Here is a 20,443-nt window from a genome sequence, read left to right on the forward strand (position 1 = left end):
GCTCAGAAAAAAAGTGAATTTCTCCTAAGTACTGAAAGGGAGAAGGAAGAATTAAGAAGCTGTGTAGTTATCTAGGAAAAAAGCTGTGTAGTTATCTAGGAGGGAAGGAAAAATTTTATGTTGTCTGAGTTCTCAGCTTTTACTCTGTCTGCGCCTTTTCCTTAGACTACTATAATTATTTATTTGCTCAGAAAAAAAAGTGAATTTCTCCTAAGTACTGAAAGGGAGAAGGAAGAATTAAGAAGCTGTGTAGTTTTCTAGGAAAAAAGCTGTGTAGTTATCTAGGAGAGAAGGAAAAATTTTATGTTGTCTGAGTTCTCAGCTTTTACTCTGTCTGCGCCTTTTCTTTCGACTACTATAATTATTTATTCGCTCAGAAAAAAAAGTGCATTTATCCTAAGTAGTGATTTGTCGGTAAATTCAGCTATTAATTATCAATACCTCCTGCAATAGATGATCTTTGAAAATGCAGGATTTTATTTTTTATATCCTTAAAAGGTGAAGCTTGAAGCCTGATTTTTTTGTCATATGAAAATGATTTTGAGAAAAAATATACTGACAAATAATACCTAGTTTTCTACATCTTTTATAAGATTTTTTTCGATTCATTTTTTATTTATAGCGGTTTTGATTAACATAAATAGTTTTATTTATGTGACTTATTAAACTTTAGATATATCTATGATTTTTACTGTAGTTTAACCTTTGTGAAAACCGCTATAATCACATTTATAATTTATCTTATAACAGTTGAAGCAAAGGGCGTAGAGATATACAGCAGATTTCAGGTAAATGAGGTATAAATTAAGAATGGTAAAGTGTTTGTAGTGCGGGCATCTTGCCCGCGACTGGTGTATCTTGCTAATATAAAATACGCTGTAATTTTAAAACTCAGACAACGAAGATTTTTCCTTCTCTCCTAGATAACTAAAACCTTCTTGCTTGTTACTTCTTGTCTCTTACTTCTTCCTTCTGCTATATCTTTAATTATTTGGGATAAAAGCTAGTATTCAACAATTAATAATTAATTATTAATTATTACCTCTCTTTGAAAACGGATAGGATTGACTCAAAGGAAAATTTTGTCTTGTTTCCCCTTTAAATAAAGGAGAGGCTTGAAATTTTAATTATTAGATAAAGTTAGAGTTTATAGTGTTTATTAGACTAATTAAATATACCTATCTTTAATTTCTATTCTACTCCCTACTCCCTACTCCCTACTCCCTACTCCCTAAAGATTAAATGAATAAATCACAAGTATCACCAATTAATAATATTTGGCTATTTATGATAGTTTCAGCTACAGTTATAGCAGCATATAACGGTAGGATGACAGAAATAACTGAAGCATCATTTGAATCTGTAAAAAATGCTGTTACTTTAGCCATTGGATTAATTGGTAGTATGGCATTATGGTTAGGCATAATTCAAGTAGTTGAAGCAGCAGGAGGAATGATTGTAATTGCTCGTTTAATTCGTCCTGTAATGGTGAAACTTTTTCCTGATATACCTGCATCTCACTCTGCAATGTCTGCCATTATTTTGAATATAGCTGCTAATGCTTTAGGGTTAGGAAATGCTGCGACACCAATGGGTTTAAAAGCGATGGTAGAAATGGATAAATTAAATCCAGAAAAGGGAACTGCTACAGATGCTATGTGTTTATTTTTAGCTATTAATACTTCTTCAGTTACGATTATTCCTATTAGTGTAATAACTGTTCGAGCTAGTGCTGGTGTTAATAATCCTGGAGATGTTATTTTACCTGCAATTTTTGCTACTTGTTGTTCTACAATTACGGCTATTTTTGCAGCCAAATTTTTCGCACGTCGGCAATCTATGCCTAGTTTAAATCAATCTATTTCCTCAGAAGATTTAGACCGCAATGATTTATTAGAAGGCGAGACAAACAAATCTGAATTAACTCCACCTAACAAAATTGGCAAATTAATTTTTGCTAGTTTAATCGGTGCTTTTTTAGGTGCAGTAATTTATCGCTTAAATCTCAAAGGCATAACCTATATTTTTAGTTTTGCTTTTCTAGAGAGTTTATCTAATTGGTTATTGCCAATATTAATTTGTTCCTTTCTACTTTTTGGCTATTTCCGAGGAGTTAAAGTTTATGAAAAAATGACAGAAGGAGCAAAAGCAGGATTTGAAGTTGCTGTCAGAATAATTCCATTTATGGTGGCAATTTTTGTGGCTATTGGAATGTTTAGAGCTAGTGGCGCTCTAGATATTTTGGCTGTAATTTTATCGCCTATAACTAATTTAATTGGACTGCCGACTGAAGCACTACCTATGGCGTTGATTAGACCTTTATCTGGCAGTGGTGCTTTTGGTATTATGTCGGAAATAGTGACAAATGAACCTAATAGTTTTCTTTCTTATTTAGTATCAACTATGCAAGGTTCTACTGAAACTACTTTTTATGTATTGGCTGTTTATTTTGGTAGTGTTGGAATTAAAAAAACTAGATATGCTTTACCTGCTGCTTTATGTGCTGATGTGGCAGGAATTTTAGCTTCTCTTGTAGTTTGTCGGATAATGTTTTGATGATTAAACAAGCATTGAAGAAGGAAGAAGGAACAAGGAAGAAAAAATGGATGGGGACTCAAACCCTAATCAATTGTCAACACCGTGTAGACGGCGGGGTATTAAACCCAAAATAAAATGATAATTTCAATTGAAATTTTATTTCTAATCTTATATTAGACATCTCCATAAAAGAGGAAGTAGTTCAACAATTTGATTTTAGCTGCAAAATCTGAAACGAATCATGGCAATGTTCACAAATTTAGTAATTTAAAATCACAATGAAATACTGTTGAGACTGAAAATTTTTCCAGACTAGAAACCTTTGTCTCTATCTAAACTGAAATGACTCTAATTATACAAATAGCGAATTTTCTATATCTCTGATTATTTCCCTTGATTTATTTTTTCCTTTTCTTGATTTATTCTGGCTGCAAAATCTGAAACGAATCATGGCAATGTTCACAAATTTAGTAATTTAAAATCACAATGAAATACTGTTGAGACTGAAAATTTTTCCAGACTAGAAACCTTTGTCTCTATCTAAAATGAAATGACTCTAATTCTACAAATAGCGAATTTTCTATATCTATGATTATTCCTCTTGATTTATTCTTCTTTTTTACTTCTTTACTCTGGCTACAAAATCTGAAGGGAGTCATGGCAATTTTCACAAATTTAGTAATTTCATATAACAATTGAAATGACTCTAATTCTACAAACAGCGAATTTTCTATATCTCTGATTATTTCCCTTGATTTATTCTTCCTTTTTCCTGCTTTACTCTGGCTGTAAAATCTGAAGGGAGTCATGGCAATTTTCACAAATTTAGTAATTTCATATAACAATGAAATACCGTGTTGGCTGAAATATTTATAGGGAAGAAATTCTGGTGTCAATCTCCACTGAAATGACTCTAATTTTACAAACAGTGAATTTTCTATATCTCTGATTATTTCCCTTGATTTATTCTTCCTTTTTCCTGCTTTACTCTGGCTGTAAAATCTGAAGGAAGTCAGGGCAATTTTCACAAATTTAGTAATTTCAGATAACAATGAAACACTGTTTTGACTGAATGTATTTCTAGGGAAGAAACCCTTTTATCTATCTCAACTGAAATGGCTATAATTTTCCCTGCTTTACTCTGGCTGTAAAATCTGAAGGAAGTCATGGCAATTTTCACAAATTTAGTAATTTCAGATAACAATGAAACACTGTTTTGACTGAATGTATTTCTAGGGAAGAAACCCTTTTATCTATCTCAACTGAAATGACTATAATTCTACAAACAGTGAATTTTCTATATCTCTGATTATTTCCCTTGATTTATTCTTCCTTTTTACTTCTTTACTCTGGCTACAAAATACGTTAACGCGTAGCGTCCCGGAGGGAAAGGTCTCCTCGCCATATCCCATCGACCAAGAGAAGAAAAAAATTTCCCTACCGCATCAATCCTCTTCTTTTCAAGGAGAGGTAATTATTAATTATTAATTATTAATTATTAATTATTGAACGTATCTTGCTAAACAAGAAAATTATTGGTATTCTAATTAAAGTCCTAAATTTACATAAAAACTCTATGAAAGCAGTCACTATTAATCAGTATGGTTCTATTGATGTCTTGGAATATTCAGATATTGATAAACCTCAAATTACACCAAATCAATTATTAGTAAAAATTCACGCTACAAGTGTTAATCCTGTAGATTGGAAAATTCGACAAGGGCAACTACAATTATTATCAGGTTTTAACTTTCCTATTATTTTAGGTTCTGACTTATCTGGAGTCGTATTAGAAGTAGGAGAACAAGTAGAAAATTTTGAACCAGGAGATGAAATTTATACATTTATTAATCCATTAACAGGAGGTGCTTATGCTGAATATATTGCTTTACCTGCAAATACTGCAGCATTAAAACCAAAAAATATGACTCATTCTCAAGCAGCAACAGTTCCAGTTGCAGGTTTAACTGCTTTTCAAGGATTACTTGATTTAGGTCAAATTAGACCAGGACAAAAAGTATTAATTAATGGTGCTTCTGGTGGAGTTGGTATTTTTGCCGTACAAATTGCCAAAGCAATGAAAGCTGAAGTAATAGGTGTTTGTAGTAGTAACAATATTACCCTAGTAGAAAGTTTAGGAGCGAGTCGGGTTATTGATTATAATCAAATTGATTTTACTAAAGAATTAGAGCAGTATGATATTATTTTTGATGCTGTGGCTAAAGAAACTTTTTCTAGTTGTGAAAATATCTTGAAACCAGAGGGAATTTATATATCTACTCTGCCAACTGTAGACAATTTAGCTCCTACTTTCTTAACGTTATTTGTGCCTGGCAAAAAATCTAAATTAATTCTTGCCCAACCAAACCCTCGTGACTTAAATGCTCTGCGAGAATTCATTGAAGATGGATTAGTTAAATCAATTATTGGCCGTACATATAAATTAGAAGAAATAGCAGAAGCTCATGCTTATAGTGAAATGGGTCATGCTGTAGGAAAAATTGCTATTACAACTGAAGAAACAAGTTTAGTTGACTAATTTTTTCTACTACAACTATAGATAAGTTCAGCAATTAACAATTAACAATTAACAATTAATAATTACCTCTGCTCAAAAGAAGAGGATTGACTAAAAAGATTTTGTTTGATTGTATCCCCTGAAAAGGGAAGGTTTTAAACCTGAATTGTTGAATGAATAATTATTAACTATCAACTCTTAATTATTAACTATCAACTCTTAATTATTCATTATTCATTATTAATTATTCGGTAATACATTACTATGTCGATCAAAAATGATTTTTTAGAAATAGAAACTGCTCCAGGAATAGAAATATACAATCTTACTCCTCAAGTTATTGATATCTTAAATGAGAGTGGTATAAAAAATGGGCAAGTAATTGTCTTTTCTCAACATACAACTACAGCTTTAGCTATTAACGAAAATGAGGAAAGATTAATCACAGACCTAAAAGTATATCTGAGAAAGTTAGCGCCAGAATCTGACAAATATCTCCATAATGATTTGCATCTGCGAGATGTTCCTCCCGATGAACCTATTAATGCTCATTCTCATCTGATGGCAATGACTTTAAATAATAGTGAAGTTATTCCTATTGTGGAGGGAAAATTAGCTTTAGGAACTTGGCAGTCAATATTATTTTTTGAATTAGACGGACCTAGAAAACGAAATATATTAGTACAAATTAGTGGAGAATGGATTAGGGAATAGGGAGTAGGGAGTAGGAAAGAGAGATAAATGTTGAACTGTACCTCACCATCTTAAAAAGTACTGGAAAATGTAAGGACTTTGAGCAAACAAGGGCTAAAAAATATCTGAAAATTATTTTTTCTACTTCTTCGTTTAAATCTACATTCCTCTTAACTCCTGACTCCTATAAAAATACTTTTTCAGCAAACCCTAAATAATTGGTAATAGGGTAAATAAAGCTAACTAGAAAACTTAACAGTAATTTTGGAGTTACAGTCATTTCAGTTTAGATTGAGACAAGTATTTATTGCCATAAAGTACTATTGATTAGGGTAAGTTTTTCAAGTCAATATTTTGCTTTAATCCTTTCAACATAGGTATGGCACTAAGCTCCATTTTTTCGTTATAACTAAAATTGACTATCCCACAGTAATGATGAGAATATTATCTCTATATTTGTGAAGTTCTCTCCCGTTAAATCGGAGATTATAACGGGAGCTTCTAAAACAAAGATAATTGAACCCAAGCTTCAGAAGTTTCTTGTTTAACAGGCTGACTAAAGTCTAAGCCTCCACAAGCAGACAAGATGAGACCCACCTCGTTTAACGCTTTATTTAAAATGTTGATTGCAGCATTTTCATCTCTATCTAAAACTGTTCCACATTTAGGGCAAGAATGAGTTCTAACGGATAAAGTTTTAGGTACTTTTTGAGCACAGTTACTACAATTTTGAGAAGTATTGTGAGGATTAACTTTAACCACATGAACACCGCGTTTTATCGCTACTGCATTCAGTTTTATTATAAATTCTCCCCAAGCAACATCATAAATTGATTTAGATAGCTTAGTATTTCTAGCTAAACCTCTAATATTTAAGTTTTCAACCGCAATTAAGTCATATTTTTTAACTAATTTATGAGCAGTCTTATAGTGAAATTCTTCTCTTTGTCTAGCGATATGTTGATGCAACCTAGCAATTCTGTTCTGTGCTTTTTTCCAGTTATTAGAACCAATCTGTTTTCTAGATACTTTCCTTTGTTTCCTAACTAAATTAGATTGTGCTTTTCTATAAAAATTAGGAACAGAAACAGTCTCACCAGTATTAGTAGTCAAGAACTCTTTTAAACCAACATCTACTCCTACAGCAGTTTTAATACTATCTGTAGGAATTAAACTAGGAACTGATTTATCTTCTAGACTAAAACTCACATAATAACCATCAGCTTTTTTAGTTATAGTTGCAGTTTTAATAGTAAATCCATCTGGTATTGGTCTATGAACTATTACTGGAATAGAACCAAATCTACTAATAATTATGTGTTTTCCATCAAATTTAATTGCAGCTTTAGGATGATTAACTCTACTAAAACTTAATGACCTTAACTTGCCTGACTTTTTAAACCTTGGTCTACCAAATCTTTTACCTGTTTTATCTGGTATTAACCAACGCTGCCAAGACTTGTCTAATCTTCTGAGATTATTTTGTTGTACTTCAAAATATATCTCTTTGTATTCTGGAAATAATTTTTTAGTTTGCTTTAATTCAGCCGATTGATAATGATAGTTTGGTTGGCCTGGAATCTCACCAATAGGACATGAAATCAATGAGCAACGGTCTATTTGACATCTAGTTCTGTTTAACCAGTCTAATCGTTGAGCTAAACCATAATTGTAATGTCTTCTCAAAAGTTCTAACCAATTATCTATCTTGGTTATTTGCTCTTGACTTGGCTTAATTTTGTAGCAATGACTTACGAGCATTTTCTTCTTTTTCGACCAGGAATTTATTATAATACTTTGCACAGATATTGTGTAGGCACTATGAAAAAAACTGGATTAAACTTACGGATGAGTCAGAACAGACTAAATAAGCTAAGATTATATGCAGTCGAGAATGAGAAAACAATGACCCAGGTAATTAGTGATTTCATTGATTCACTAAAACTTAAGCCTAAAAAGTCAGCTGAAAAATCTGAAAATTAAGCTTAAGAGGAAAATAGTTTATATGCTCGCTGTTTTCCTCTCACCGTTAAATCACAGATTATAACGGGAGTCCCCAACAGCTATTTTTTCTGATGGATATAGCAGTTGAAGGAAAGGTTAGCAAAGATCAAAAGCTTAAAACTCAGACAACGTAAGATTTTTCCTTCTTCCTTCTTCGGTTCTCCTATATAAAAAGTCTCTAAAAAAATCCTAATTATGACTAAAGAATGGCACGGTAGTCTGAATTTAATTTATGGCAAGCAACACAATCATACTCAAATTATGGCAAGTAAAAATCAAGCACCATTAAAAATACAAAGACCTTTTTATCCAGAAGGAAATGAAGTTTGTCATAGTGTAATTTTACATACTGCTGGTGGTGTTGTTGGAGGCGATCGCCTTTCTATTAATATCGAATTACAACCAACTACTCATGCTTTAATTACTACTGCTGCTGCTAATAAAATTTATCGCAGTAATGGTCAACTTGCTCAACAAAATATTAGTATTAACCTTGATAGTGAGTCTTGTTTAGAATGGTTCCCTCAACCAACAATTCTATTTAATGGTGCTGAGTATCGGCAAGATTTAAAAGTACATTTAGGAGTAGAAGCAAGTTGGATGAGTTGGGAAATTATTAGATTTGGCAGGAGTGCTAGGGGAGAGAAATTTTTAACAGGAAATTGGCGTTCGTATACTGAGGTTTGGCAAGAAAATTATCCGATCTGGATAGATAGACAATGGTTAAAAGGTGGGTCGGAAATGGTTAATAGTCTCTTGGGTTTAGCTGATAATTCTGTAGTTGGAACTTTCATTTTTGTTGGGCAACCTGTTACAGCAGAGGTAGTTACAAAAACTCGTGACTTGTGGCAAAGTTTAGGTATTGATATGTCTGGTGAAACAGGTGTTACTCGTATTCCTAAAGGGATGATTTGTCGCTATTGTGGGAAGTCAATAATTAATGTGAAAAATTGGTTTAATTTAGTTTGGCATTATCTCCGTATTTTTTATTTAAAAAGACCTAGTTGTTCTCCGCGAGTTTGGTCTTAATTAGTAAGCATTTCCTGGGGAATGCTGCGTAAACAGCAGTCAGCAGTTAGCATTCAGCTATTAACTTATTATCTTAGAAGGAGAATTCAAAATTATTTTTATGCGGCATTCCGTAGGAAAGAAAAAGGTAACAAACTAACCTTAGTAACTTCTGTATGTTTATGCATCTGGCAAGGGTAGCATGACAAACGAAAATGTTGAATACTATGCTTACCTTAGTTAAGAATAAGTAATACCAAGCATGAAAAAAGAATGCTACAAAAAGGTAGACCTTGCTCGAATATGCTTAAAAATAGCTAGTCCAGTTCATTTGAGATAGTTATTTATATTGTTTTTCCATTTTTTTAAATATTTATCCCTTCTTCCTTCTTTCCTCTTCCTTCTTTCGTACGGACGTTGCATGCAACGTCCCTACCATTTGTAACAAGCATTTATCAAATTGGTATAATACTGTTTGGATAGATATTTGCTAAAAATTCAACATTTTTTTGATTATCGTTCTTTGCTTCTAGTAGGACAACAAATACTGCTTTAATTACAAGTTATATTGTGGAACGACTCACAATACAATTACAAAAGCTATTTAAATTTTGGTCGGAATTAATATTCAACTCAATTCCTGAAAAAATGTTTATTTGGTAATTTAGCTGTTTTTTGATATCTACTAAAATCGGCGAACAATTTTCCTTATTGTTATACCAACTTCATAAAACATTGCTAAAATCCTTTGCTTTGCTCGTAGAAATCTAGAGCAGAGATTAACTTTTACTCAAATGAGTTTCCAAATATTTAAGCCGGAAATTGATCGAAATAATTGGGTCTTTAACTCCGCCTTGATTCGCGTAATATTTTTGGAGGGTTGCTCAAAATCCCCGTGACAAAAATAACTTCTAACTTCTGACTTGATTAATGGCATCCCCTGAGTCTTGTTTTCTGGTGGCGTTCAGAATGATTTTTTAGCTCAATAAACATAAGCATAACTTCTTCATTGCATTTTAGCAGCCATTTGTCAGAGTAGAGATTAACTTTTACTCAAATGAATTTTCCAATATTTGAGGGTTGAGATTGATTGTCATCTCTTGTATTTTCTGGTGGCGTTCAGAATGATTTTTTAGCTCAATAAACATAAGCATAACTTTTTCATTGCATTTTAGCAGCTATTTGTCAGAGTAGAGATTAACTTTTACTCAAATGAGTTTTCCAATATTTGAGGGTTGAGATTGATTGTCATCTCTTGTATTTTCTGGTAGCGTTCAGAATGATTTTTTAGCTCAATAAAGATGAGCATAACTTTTTCATTGCATTTTAGCAGCTATTTGTCAGAGCAGAGATTAACTTTTAGCCAAAGTTGAAAACTCACAACCTCAAATCTACCAAGAACTTTTCTTAGCAATAGGCATCCGCCAACCAGTGCCAAAAGCTCGATCGCTAATTTTCAACCCAGGGGGTGCTTGTCTACGTTTAAATTCTGCCCGCATCACTAACTTTATAACCTTATTTACTACCTCTGAATCATGTCCTGCTGCAATAATTTCTGCCAAAGACTCACACTTTTCTACTAAGCGGTATAAAATATCATCCAAAACTTCATAAGATGGTAAAGAGTCCTCATCTTTTTGATTTTCTTTCAACTCAGCACTAGGAGCTTTAGTCAGAATATTTTCTGGAATAATATTTTGCTGTTCAGTAATTAGTAAATTTTCAGCTCCATAGAAATTTTGATTATTATTAACTGCCTGTTGATTCAACCACCGACACAGAGAATAAACACGAGTTTTCGGCACATCAGAAATTACTGCTAATCCACCATTCATATCACCATAAAGAGTGCAATAACCAACCGCCATTTCTGACTTATTACCAGTGGATAAAAGCAAATGACCAAACTTATTAGAAATTGCCATTAATAAATTGCCACGAATCCGAGATTGAATATTCTCCTCAGCAATGCCAAAATTTGTACCTGTAAATAAATCTTGCAAACTATTGTCATAACTTTTCATTAAATCCCCAATAGGAATAACTTGTTTAGCAATACCTAAATTTTTCGCTAATTCCAAAGCATCTTTAACAGAATGATCCGAACTGTAAGGAGAAGGCATCAAAATAGTAAAAACATTTTCTTTACCTAAAGCAGCAGTAGCGATCGCTGCGACTAAAGCTGAATCTATTCCCCCACTTAAACCAAGAACAACTTTAGAAAAACCACACTTACGCAGATAATCTTTTACCCCTAAGACTAAAGCAGACCAAATTTCTTCATCCTCACTTTCTGCTAAATATACACTTTCAAAATTAGTCACTATCAAATCTTTTTTTGCTGGATTAAATTCAACAACTGCCAAATTTTCTGCAAAAGCACTAGCACGATATATGGCATTACCAATCTTATTAAAAACCACACTACAACCATCAAAAATTAAATCGTCATTACCACCTACCTGATTTACATAAATAATTGGTATTTGATAACGATTAGTACTATGTTCTAACATTGCCTCTCGCAATTTTTGCTTTCCTACTCTATATGGAGAAGCAGACATATTTACAACAAAATAAACTTGATTTTCTGCTAATTCTTTTATTGGATCACAAGTATAATTTCGCCTTCCCCAAAATTCGGCATCATTCCATAAATCTTCGCAAATAGTCACACCAATTTTCACTAAAGATTCTGAGTTTTTTCCAGGAAGTTCTAATGTAAAAAAATCGCTAGTTTTACCAGGCTCAAAATATCGTTGTTCATCAAATACATCATAAGTAGGCAAAAGCCTTTTATGAAAGATTTGTTTAACTTTTCCATTACCTAATAAAGCAGCAGTATTAAATAATGATTTTCCTCCTGTTTCATTAGCTTGAGAATTAAAAGTTACAGTTCCTACTAAAACTGCTATTTCTGATGGTAAATTTTTGGCTAACTTTTCTAACTCTGTAGCAGCAGCTTCAATTAAACTAGGATAAATTAATAAATCTCGTGGTGGATAACCTATTAGAGATAATTCTGAAGTAATCATCAATTTGGCATCTAAATTTTCAGCTTTTTGTGCAGCTTCTAAAATTAATTTGGCATTGCCTGTAATATCACCAATAGTGGGATTAAGTTGTGCGATGGCGATTTTCATTATGATTAAGAAAGTAAGAAGGAAGAGGGAAGAAGGAAAAAGGAAGAAGCAATGATAGACATTACTAACTTCTCGAATTGTCACAGATTTTTATAATTGTTGTATTCTTTTGAATAACTTGTCTAATTTTAATTAGAAAGGAAGAAGGAAGAGGGAACAGGGAAGAAGAAATTAACATGAGCAATGATAGACATTACTAACTTCTCGAATTGTCACAGATTTTTCTCAGGTAAAATTTTCATTTTTTCTGTTTGTTGCATTATTTTGAATAATTTATCTCATACCAATTAGGAAAAGGACATAAGGAAGGAATAATCATCAATCTATCATTACTGTGATAGATATTTCCTGGTTTTGAGAATTAAAATAACTCTTGAGTACTCAAAATTTCAAGTTTTTCTGTTTGCTGTATTATTTTCCAGGATTTATCTGATACTAATTATATAGGAATAGGGAATCAGCAAGAAAGAAGAAGAAATTAACAGAAGTAAGAAGTGAGATTAATGACTTATCTAATTGCTATTGTTCCTTCTCAGGTAAAATTTTCAATTTTTCTGTTTGCTACATTATTTCCCAAAATTTATCTCATGCTAACTATAAAATCACCAGGAAAATCAAATTAGGAAGGAAGAATCATCAATCTATCACAGTAATGATAGATATTTCCTGGTTTTGAGAATTAAAATAACTCTTGAGTACTCAAAATTTCAAGTTTTTCTGTTTGCTGTATTATTTTCCAGGATTTATCTGATACTAATTATATAGGAATAGGGAATCAGCAAGAAAGAAGAAGAAATTAACAGAAGTAAGAAGTGAGATTAATGACTTATCTAATTGCTATTGTTCCTTCTCAGGTAAAATTTTCAATTTTTCTGTTTGCTGCATTATTTCCCAAAATTTACCTCATGCTAACTATAAAATCACCAGGAAAATCAAATTAGGAAGGAAGAATAATCAATCTATCACAGCAATGATAGATATTCCCTATTCTTTTCCAGGATTTATCTGATACTAATTATATAGGAATAGGGAATCAGCAAGAAAAAAATAAATTAACAGAAGTAACCAAGGATATTACTAACTTCTATAATTTCCATAATTTCTTCTGTACCAAAATTTTCAATTTTTCTGTTTGCTGTATTATTTCCCAGAATTTATCTCATATTAACTAGAAAATAACCAAGAAAATTAAATCAGGAAGGAAGAATAATCCATCTATCACAGTAATGATATATATTCCCTGGTTTTGAGAATTAAAATAGCTCTTGAGTACTCAAAATTTCAAGTTTTTCTGTTTGCTGTATTATTTTCCAGGATTTATCTGATACTAATTATATAGGAATAGGGAATCAGCAAGAAAGAAGAAGAAATTAACAGAAGTAAGAAGTGAGATTAATGACTTATCTAATTGCCATTGTTCCTTCTCAGGTAAAATTTTCAATTTTTCTGTTTGCTGCATTATTTCCCAGAATTTATCTCATGCTAACTATAAAATCACCAGGAAAATCAAATTAGGAAGGAAGAATAATCAATCTATCACAGTAATGAAGGAAAAGATTATCGGTAAAAAAAAAGAACAAATCAACAGAAGTAACGAGCGACATAAATATTCCCTGGTTTTGAGAATAAAAATAGATATTGAGTATCTCAAAAATTCAAGCTTTTCTATTTATCAAGGAAAAAATAATCAGCAAGAAAAAAGAATAAATTAACAGCAGCAATGATAGACATTACTAACTTCTTGAATCTCCACAGCTCCTTCTCAGCCACAATTTTAAACTTTTCTGTTTATTGCATTATTTTTCTCCTGCTGATTCTTGCTTCTTTCTCCTTACATAAACTATGATTAATCCTGTCATTTTTATCAGGATATCAAAATGGAATTGACTACTCCCCGGACTCAAGTCACAGGGATTCTAAAATGACTATTCTGACTGCTTTATTTATACCCAAATCGAATTTGGCGGTTACGCTTTTCTGTAATAGCAGCTAGTTTATTTGACCAAAATCCATTCGGTTTATTTTCTTTAATATTTGATATCTGTTTGTTGTACCAACGATTCATTGATTTGAGATGTTTACCATCTAAAACCCGCGCTAGTACCTACATTCGATAAACAGGTCAACCAATTATTTACACCATGGTCTATCCCTAATATATTGTCTTGGTTTAATTGAGGTTTAACTACTATTTCTTTTTCATAGACACCCTTCCCAATAAAAGCACCTATTTCTCGGTAATATTCTCAGTTCTTTAACAGATAAAAATTCGAGATTACTCGGCATAGGAATATAAAAGCAATCTAGACTAAACCAGCGCTTACAAGTATTACCTAGTGGTACTCTAATTTGATTACCTTTAAGTTTTAATGCTTGCTTGGGATAACTAACTGTAGCCATTCCCCCTTTTTTGTTGATTTTGGGTGCATATCAAATATTTGCAAAAATACTTTTTTCCTATATATTCGCTATTCCCTGTTGTCTGTTCCCTGTTCCCTAAAAGCCAAAAAATTATGGCTTTATTCAAAATTGAAATGCACCCTTAATTTTCAGCTTGAGCTAATTTTTAAATAGGGTTTGCTTATTAAATATAAAAGCATTGACATATACAAAAATTAGGTAAGCATTTCCTGCGGACTGCTGCGCAAACAGCTATTAGCTGTCAGCTCTCAGCAACAAGACTCTCTTCTTAAGGACAGCGTTTAAACTAATATAGACTTTAAGGGCAAGGGAGCCAATTTTATGTAGTAAGATAATTAATAAAGCTTTTATCGTACACTAAAAGGAATAACTAATGACTGATGGCTGACAGCTGAATGCTTACAAAATCAGCCTTTTTGAGGTTAAAAAAAGTGCGCTTGTTTCAGTCTAAAACGCTCAAAAAGTTAGTATTTTAGGCGCATAGTTGGGCAGAAAAAACATTCTTACAATTCTTACTTCTACCTCCTCTATAATTCCCATTTCTCCTGTCTCCTGTCTCCTGTCTCCTGTCTCCTACGAAAAGACTAGCAAACCCTAAATATTTTTTCTTTCATACCTAATTAAATTAAATCCTTCACTTTCTAATGGAGGCTGAAAATATTTAGTAATAGCATCAAACTCTTCCTCTGAAGTAAATGGTGCTCCATTCAATTTATCTTTGCTTCTTTCTTTTAGTTGACGTTTACAAATTTCATCACTTGCATCAATGAAGTGAAGAATATGTGACACATTTACCTGTTCAAAAATAGCACGAAACCAATTACGTTGATTTGGGGTATTTCCGGGAAAATCTAGCACTACAGATATACCATGAGAAAGTAGTAACTTAATATGTTCTGACATTATATTTTTCAGACGACTCGAATATTTTATATACCCAGGAATATCAGTTATTTCCTCTGGATAAAGTTGAGAAAGCCAATTGTCTTCTCCTAAAAGAATAGCATTGTGTTTCTCTGATAAATGTTTTGCTAAAGTGGATTTTCCAGCAGCCATTTTTCCACAAAAAAAATGTAATGTTGTATCTTTATCCATTATTTTCTCTAATACTATAGCAATATGATTTTAGTTGTGAGATATTGGAGACTGTTGTTTTAGGTATGGAGGGAATAGGGAATAGGGAATAGGGAATAGGGAATAGGGAATAGGGAATACATAAGAATAAGATAACTGCTATATTCTATTCTTTAAAGGAACACCTCAATTCTCACATCTGATTCCTGATTGCTATATAAATTATATTGATACTTAATATCAAATCTGGTTAAACAGTTATAGAATGGTTAAGTCTTTAGAAGTCAGGAGTCAGGAGCAGAGAGAATCATAAAGATTTAATAGTTATGACGATTGGAGAATTTTTTTTATGTCTAATTTCCCAGATTTGATATAATGACTTACCCCACTATTTTTAATAGAATTATTTGTTTATAGGGGTTTTTAAGTAGATAAACTACTGTGCTTAAAACATTCTACTATTCCCTATTCTCTAAGACCAACGAATTTTTTACCTCACTCTTCTTGGGAATTGCTATAGATAAAATATTACAACCTATTTTCGGATTGATATACACAGAATTATTTACCAAACACTAAATTATTACCAAAAAATGAGGTTAAAAGCTTCCCCTTTTATACCAATTCCTAAAAGTAACGCTATACTTGGGTAAAACTTCAGTTATTAATTAATCAAAACAGCTATAATCACCTTTTTGCTAATAATAGCCTAGTTAATGTTAATTATTCTTACTTTTTACTTCTCCCTGTAGGGACGTTGCATGCAACGTCCCTACCTACTCCCCTACTCCCCTGCTCAACAAAATATGGTATTAAGGGGATGAAAAAAATATTCACCATACATATTTCAAACCTCTGACTAAAATCGGAGGTACTGATAACTGATAACTGATAACTGAAATTACCTTTCCTCTTCCTTCCATATAACATACTGTTTCAAAACTGGATTTAAACTAAAATAAGTAGTCTTATCTTCTTGTTTGATATCTAATAATAATCGTCTTTTTAGTGACTGTATAGAATTCAATAAGTCTGATGTGGATAACTCCACAGTTTTGTCAATTTGATGCAAGGTAACAGGTTGATTTTCTTGAGCAAGTTGAATTATGATTGTTTGCTCATTCTGAGTTATTCGTGGGAAAATTTTATCTAATTCTGCTACTAGAGATTCGCTTAAAATTACTTTTTCCCATTGCAAAAATTTAGCAACACTACTGTCAAATAATTCTTGAATCATAGTGGCAGTAAATTCTATCCAACGAGGGTTGCCTTGATAGATATCAATTAAGTTTTCCCAAGTTTCTTCGTCTGATAATTTATGGTTATCCAGAATTTGTTTTGCTCCTAATCCTAAGTTACTTAAAATCAGCGATCGCACAGAATTATTTTTTGTTTCTAGTTGAGCTATTTCTATGGGTTTTTCTCTACTGTTTAATATTAAGCAACTTTGATGGTTCATTTCGGCAATAAGCTGAAAAAATATCTGGTAATTTTCAGATTCGGTTTGATATTGACCTGCAATTTTTCCACTACAAAAAAGCATTTGTAGGTCATCAAGAATAATCAAACAACGATATTGATTTAGGTAGTTGAGTAGTTGAGATATTTTGGTTTCAATATTTTGGGAAATATCTGCTTCTTGGGGAAATTTTTTTAATAGTTTGGTAAGAGTTTCATCAAGGGTGGGGGAAAAGCGCAGACTCCGATAAATGATGTAATTAAAATTAGTTTTTATTTGTTTAATTAATTGAAGTGTTAGGGTTGTTTTGCCTATTCCACTAATTCCTAAAAGTGCAATGAGACGAGATGAATCTTTTAATATCCAGTTTTCCAAAGTTGTTAGTTCCGAAGAGCGATCATAGAAGTTGAAAATTTTTGGTGCTTCAGCTAAATATAGTTGTGGTTGATTTTTAGATTCTTGGGAATTTTCTAAATAAGTAGGCGATCGCGTAAGCGTTGCGGAGCAATATCGCTCTCTATCTGGAAAAATATTAACTGGAAAAATATTAATATTATTAGTATTAGCTGTGGGATTAGTATGACAATTTCCTAAAATAATAGCTGATGAAAAATTCTGTCTTTTTATCTTTTCACATATACCTTTAAAATTAGTCTTGCTAATTTTTTCACCTAATATTAATGAGAGAAGATTCCATAATTCTTGCCCGACATTTTTGACATGACTTTCACTAAAACCACTATCTTCAGCAATGTCTGAATATGTCTTACCCTCTATAGTGCCTTTTAACACATCTTTTTGTAAATCTTCTAAATGTTTTCCGGTTTTAGCAAAGATTAAATCATCTACTAATTCTAAGACTTCCGTACTATTCATAAATCAATTAACATTCAATCCGTTTCTAATAGACCATTTACCTAAATTGCTGAATTCCTTTTAGAAAAGCTTTGAAATTTTAGGAATATAGTCCGAGGGGAACGGACTTAAATTCAAAACTAATATGAAATCTAAAAAATTGTGCAAATATACGAATCACCCCATCTCCCTATTCCCCCATCTCCCTATCAATCTTTAGTAGCAAACAAAATTCGTACTTTTAAATCTAGTTGTGGTTGATTTTTAATTTCTTGGGAATTTTCTAAATAAGTAGGCGTTCGCGTAAGCGTTGCGGAGCAATATCGCTCTCTATCTGGAAAAATACTAATATTATTAGCTGTCAGATTAGTATGACAATTTCCTAAAATAATAGCTGATGAAAAATTCTGTCTTTTTATCTTTTCACATATACCTTTAAAATTAGTCTTGCTAATTTTTTCACCTAATATTAATGAGAGAAGATTCCATAATTCTTGCCCGACATTTTTGACATGACTTTCACTAAAACCACTATCTTCAGCAATGTCTGAATATGTCTTACCCTCTATAGTGCCTTTTAACACATCTTTTTGTAAATCTTCTAAATGTTTTCCGGTTTTAGCAAAGATTAAATCATCTACTAATTCTAAGACTTCCGTACTATTCATAAATCAATTAACATTCAATCCGTTTCTAATAGACCATTTACCTAAATTGCTGAATTCCTTTTAGAAAAGCTTTGAAATTTTAGGAATATAGTCCGAGGGGAACGGACTTAAATTCAAAACTAATATGAAATCTAAAAAATTGTGCAAATATACGAATCACCCCATCTCCCTATTCCCCCATCTCCCTATCAATCTTTAGTAGCAAACAAAATCAGTAATTAACACAGACTGAATAACCTTTTTTGATGATTATTAACCAGTTAATATTAATTATTCTTATTTTTACTACTCCCCTACTCCCTTATTTAAGAAAGTGTAGAAAAGTTTTTGATAAATAGTATGAGGTATCTACAGTGAGCAAGATATCCGCACAACAAACATTTAATTGTTAATATTTGTACTTCATATACTTGGAATCTGCTGCATAGTTCCACCAAAGCTGACTTTGTGTCAAAACTACATTATTTTTAAAAGTACCATACTTATCCTAATTTTCCTACTTTTATAAAATGGATAAACTTCATACTTTTCATACGGCAACCAAGGGTAATTTTTTCTTAGGATAAAATTGTTTACTGGTATAAAAAATCTCTAGCAATGGCAAAAGAAAGCCAACGGAAAATCAAACCATGAAATTTGAAATAGTCAAGGAGAAAAAAAATTCTAATGCCAAAGATGAAGTAAGCAATTTACTAGAAACACCGAAATGGACGTTAGAAGAAATAGCCTTGTCAAAAACTACAATTGAGCAAATCCAAGAAATGATTGCTTATGTAAAAAATCGGGAAAAATTGTTACTTGAATGGGAATTTAATCGTTTTCTCAAAACAGGAAATGGTTTAAGTATCAATTTTTTTGGATTACCAGGCACAGGAAAAAGTATTACTGCTGAAGCCATCGCCCAAAAATTAGGAACTCAGATTATTAAGGTTAATTATGGAGAATTAGAATCTGAATTAGTAGGTGGTACATCTAAGAATTTATCAAAAATTTTCCGAATAGCTGAAGAAAATCAGAGCTTATTATTTTTTGATGAAGCAGATGCCGTATTAAGTAAGAGAATTTCCAACTTATCTCAAGCAGCAGATTATGGTGTGAACTCTGCCAAAAGTACCTTATTAACATTGATGGATAAGTTTAATGGGGTAATTATATTTGCTACAAACTTATTTGAAAATTATGATGAGGCTTTTTTAAGGAGAATAATTTTTAACGTTGAATTTCCCGTACCAGATATAGAAATGAGAACTCAACTTTGGCAATTTCATATATCTGAAAAAATTCCTAGAAATATCACTTATGAAAGAGCGGCTGAAATTAGTGAAGGATTATGTGGTGGAGATATTAGAAACATCACAATTAAACTCGGATTAAAATTGCTAGTTGGTAAAGTTAAAGCTATTGATGAAAAAATTCTCAAGGAAGAGATAGACAAATATAAAACTATCAAACTGCGTCACAAAAAAATTAATTTAACAGAAACAGTTGTGGTAGAAAACGGAAACAATTCAAATTTAAAGGAGGAATAAATTATGGAACCTATAACTTGGGCAGTTGTTATAGGTGGTACCTTTTTACTTGGTGCTGCTGTTGGTCACTTTTGGGATGATATTAAAGCTTGGTTAACCCGTGTCACAAAAAATCTACTAGATTCGATTGATAAGACTATTGATGTACTTTCTGAAGCTATGGTTTATTTAGTTAAAGAAAACAAACGTTTTTACAAGAGAGTTGAAATTTATGTGAGAAATAAAATTAACAAAAATAGAGGAATACTGTATGAACAAAAAGAAATTGCTGAGATTGATATTCCTGAAGATATGAAAGAGCCACTTTACGAACAAGAAAAGTTACAAATCCTTCGAGGATCTACTTCTTAAAATCAGAACTGAAACTCAAACAAATTTCAGACAAGGATACTTCTCAAAAAGAACGAGAAGTTATCCTCAAACAAATCAACAATTCTTACTTGACAATTATAAATAAGGTAAAAATGACAGAAGCAGAAAATAGTATTTTTGTTGATTTAATTAGGGAAAGCAAACGTTATTACAAGAGACTT

Annotated in this window: 13 protein-coding genes; 6 read left to right on the forward strand and 7 right to left on the reverse strand. The window is 31.9% G+C overall.

Annotated features, from left to right (window positions below; translation table 11 throughout):
* Nucleotides 1-1,242 precede the first annotated feature (1,242 nt).
* A complete protein-coding gene (locus tag F6K23_RS03790; protein WP_293150738.1) occupies nt 1,243-2,556 on the forward strand; it encodes a nucleoside recognition domain-containing protein in 1,314 nt (437 codons plus the stop codon).
* A gap of 518 nt (nt 2,557-3,074) precedes the next feature.
* Here the strand turns inward: F6K23_RS03790 and F6K23_RS03795 are convergent.
* A complete protein-coding gene (locus F6K23_RS03795) occupies nt 3,075-3,566 on the reverse strand; it encodes a hypothetical protein (protein ID WP_293150741.1) in 492 nt (163 codons plus the stop codon).
* 548 nt (nt 3,567-4,114) lie between these two features.
* Between F6K23_RS03795 and F6K23_RS03800 the strand changes: the two genes are divergently transcribed.
* Both F6K23_RS03800 and F6K23_RS03805 read left to right on the forward strand, forming a co-directional pair.
* Nucleotides 4,115-5,077, forward strand: a complete 963-nt coding sequence (locus tag F6K23_RS03800; protein WP_293150744.1) for an NAD(P)-dependent alcohol dehydrogenase — start codon at nt 4,115-4,117, stop codon at nt 5,075-5,077.
* 243 nt (nt 5,078-5,320) lie between these two features.
* On the forward strand, nt 5,321-5,770 hold the full coding sequence (locus tag F6K23_RS03805; RefSeq protein WP_293150747.1) for a secondary thiamine-phosphate synthase enzyme YjbQ: 450 nt from the start codon (nt 5,321-5,323) through the stop codon (nt 5,768-5,770).
* 480 nt (nt 5,771-6,250) lie between these two features.
* Here F6K23_RS03805 and F6K23_RS03810 read toward each other — a convergent pair whose 3' ends face one another.
* Nucleotides 6,251-7,510, reverse strand: a complete 1,260-nt coding sequence (locus tag F6K23_RS03810; RefSeq protein ID WP_293150750.1) for a transposase — start codon at nt 7,508-7,510, stop codon at nt 6,251-6,253.
* A 438-nt stretch (nt 7,511-7,948) separates the two neighbouring features.
* On the opposite strand from F6K23_RS03810, the gene F6K23_RS03815 reads away from it, so the two are divergent.
* Entirely contained in the window at nt 7,949-8,782 is an 834-nt protein-coding gene (locus tag F6K23_RS03815; protein WP_293150753.1) for an urease accessory protein UreD, read from the forward strand.
* 1,370 nt (nt 8,783-10,152) lie between these two features.
* On the opposite strand, the gene F6K23_RS03820 is transcribed toward F6K23_RS03815, so the two are convergent.
* The 5 genes from F6K23_RS03820 to F6K23_RS03840 form a co-directional block, all read right to left on the reverse strand.
* A complete protein-coding gene (locus F6K23_RS03820) occupies nt 10,153-11,904 on the reverse strand; it encodes an NAD+ synthase (RefSeq protein WP_293150756.1) in 1,752 nt (583 codons plus the stop codon).
* 1,939 nt (nt 11,905-13,843) lie between these two features.
* Complete coding sequence (locus tag F6K23_RS03825; RefSeq protein ID WP_293150759.1) at nt 13,844-13,969, reverse strand: hypothetical protein; 126 nt, start codon at nt 13,967-13,969, stop codon at nt 13,844-13,846.
* Nucleotides 13,970-14,919: 950 nt separating this feature from the next.
* Nucleotides 14,920-15,420 carry an ATP-binding protein gene (locus F6K23_RS03830; RefSeq protein WP_293150793.1) on the reverse strand — a complete coding sequence of 167 codons (501 nt, stop codon included), beginning with the start codon at nt 15,418-15,420 and terminating at the stop codon, nt 14,920-14,922.
* 880 nt (nt 15,421-16,300) lie between these two features.
* A complete protein-coding gene (locus tag F6K23_RS03835; RefSeq protein WP_293150795.1) occupies nt 16,301-17,734 on the reverse strand; it encodes an ATP-binding protein in 1,434 nt (477 codons plus the stop codon).
* A gap of 188 nt (nt 17,735-17,922) precedes the next feature.
* On the reverse strand, nt 17,923-18,381 hold the full coding sequence (locus F6K23_RS03840; protein WP_293150797.1) for a hypothetical protein: 459 nt from the start codon (nt 18,379-18,381) through the stop codon (nt 17,923-17,925).
* A 629-nt stretch (nt 18,382-19,010) separates the two neighbouring features.
* Here F6K23_RS03840 and F6K23_RS03845 point away from each other — a divergent pair.
* The gene (locus F6K23_RS03845) at nt 19,011-19,910 is read left to right on the forward strand and encodes an ATP-binding protein (RefSeq protein WP_293150799.1); all 900 of its coding nucleotides are present in this window, start codon (nt 19,011-19,013) and stop codon (nt 19,908-19,910) included.
* Nucleotides 19,911-19,913: 3 nt separating this feature from the next.
* A complete protein-coding gene (locus tag F6K23_RS03850; RefSeq protein WP_293150801.1) occupies nt 19,914-20,261 on the forward strand; it encodes a hypothetical protein in 348 nt (115 codons plus the stop codon).
* Nucleotides 20,262-20,443: the final 182 nt, after the last annotated feature.

This window comes from Okeania sp. SIO2C9 (genome assembly GCF_010672455.1).
Lineage (GTDB): Bacteria > Cyanobacteriota > Cyanobacteriia > Cyanobacteriales > Microcoleaceae > Okeania.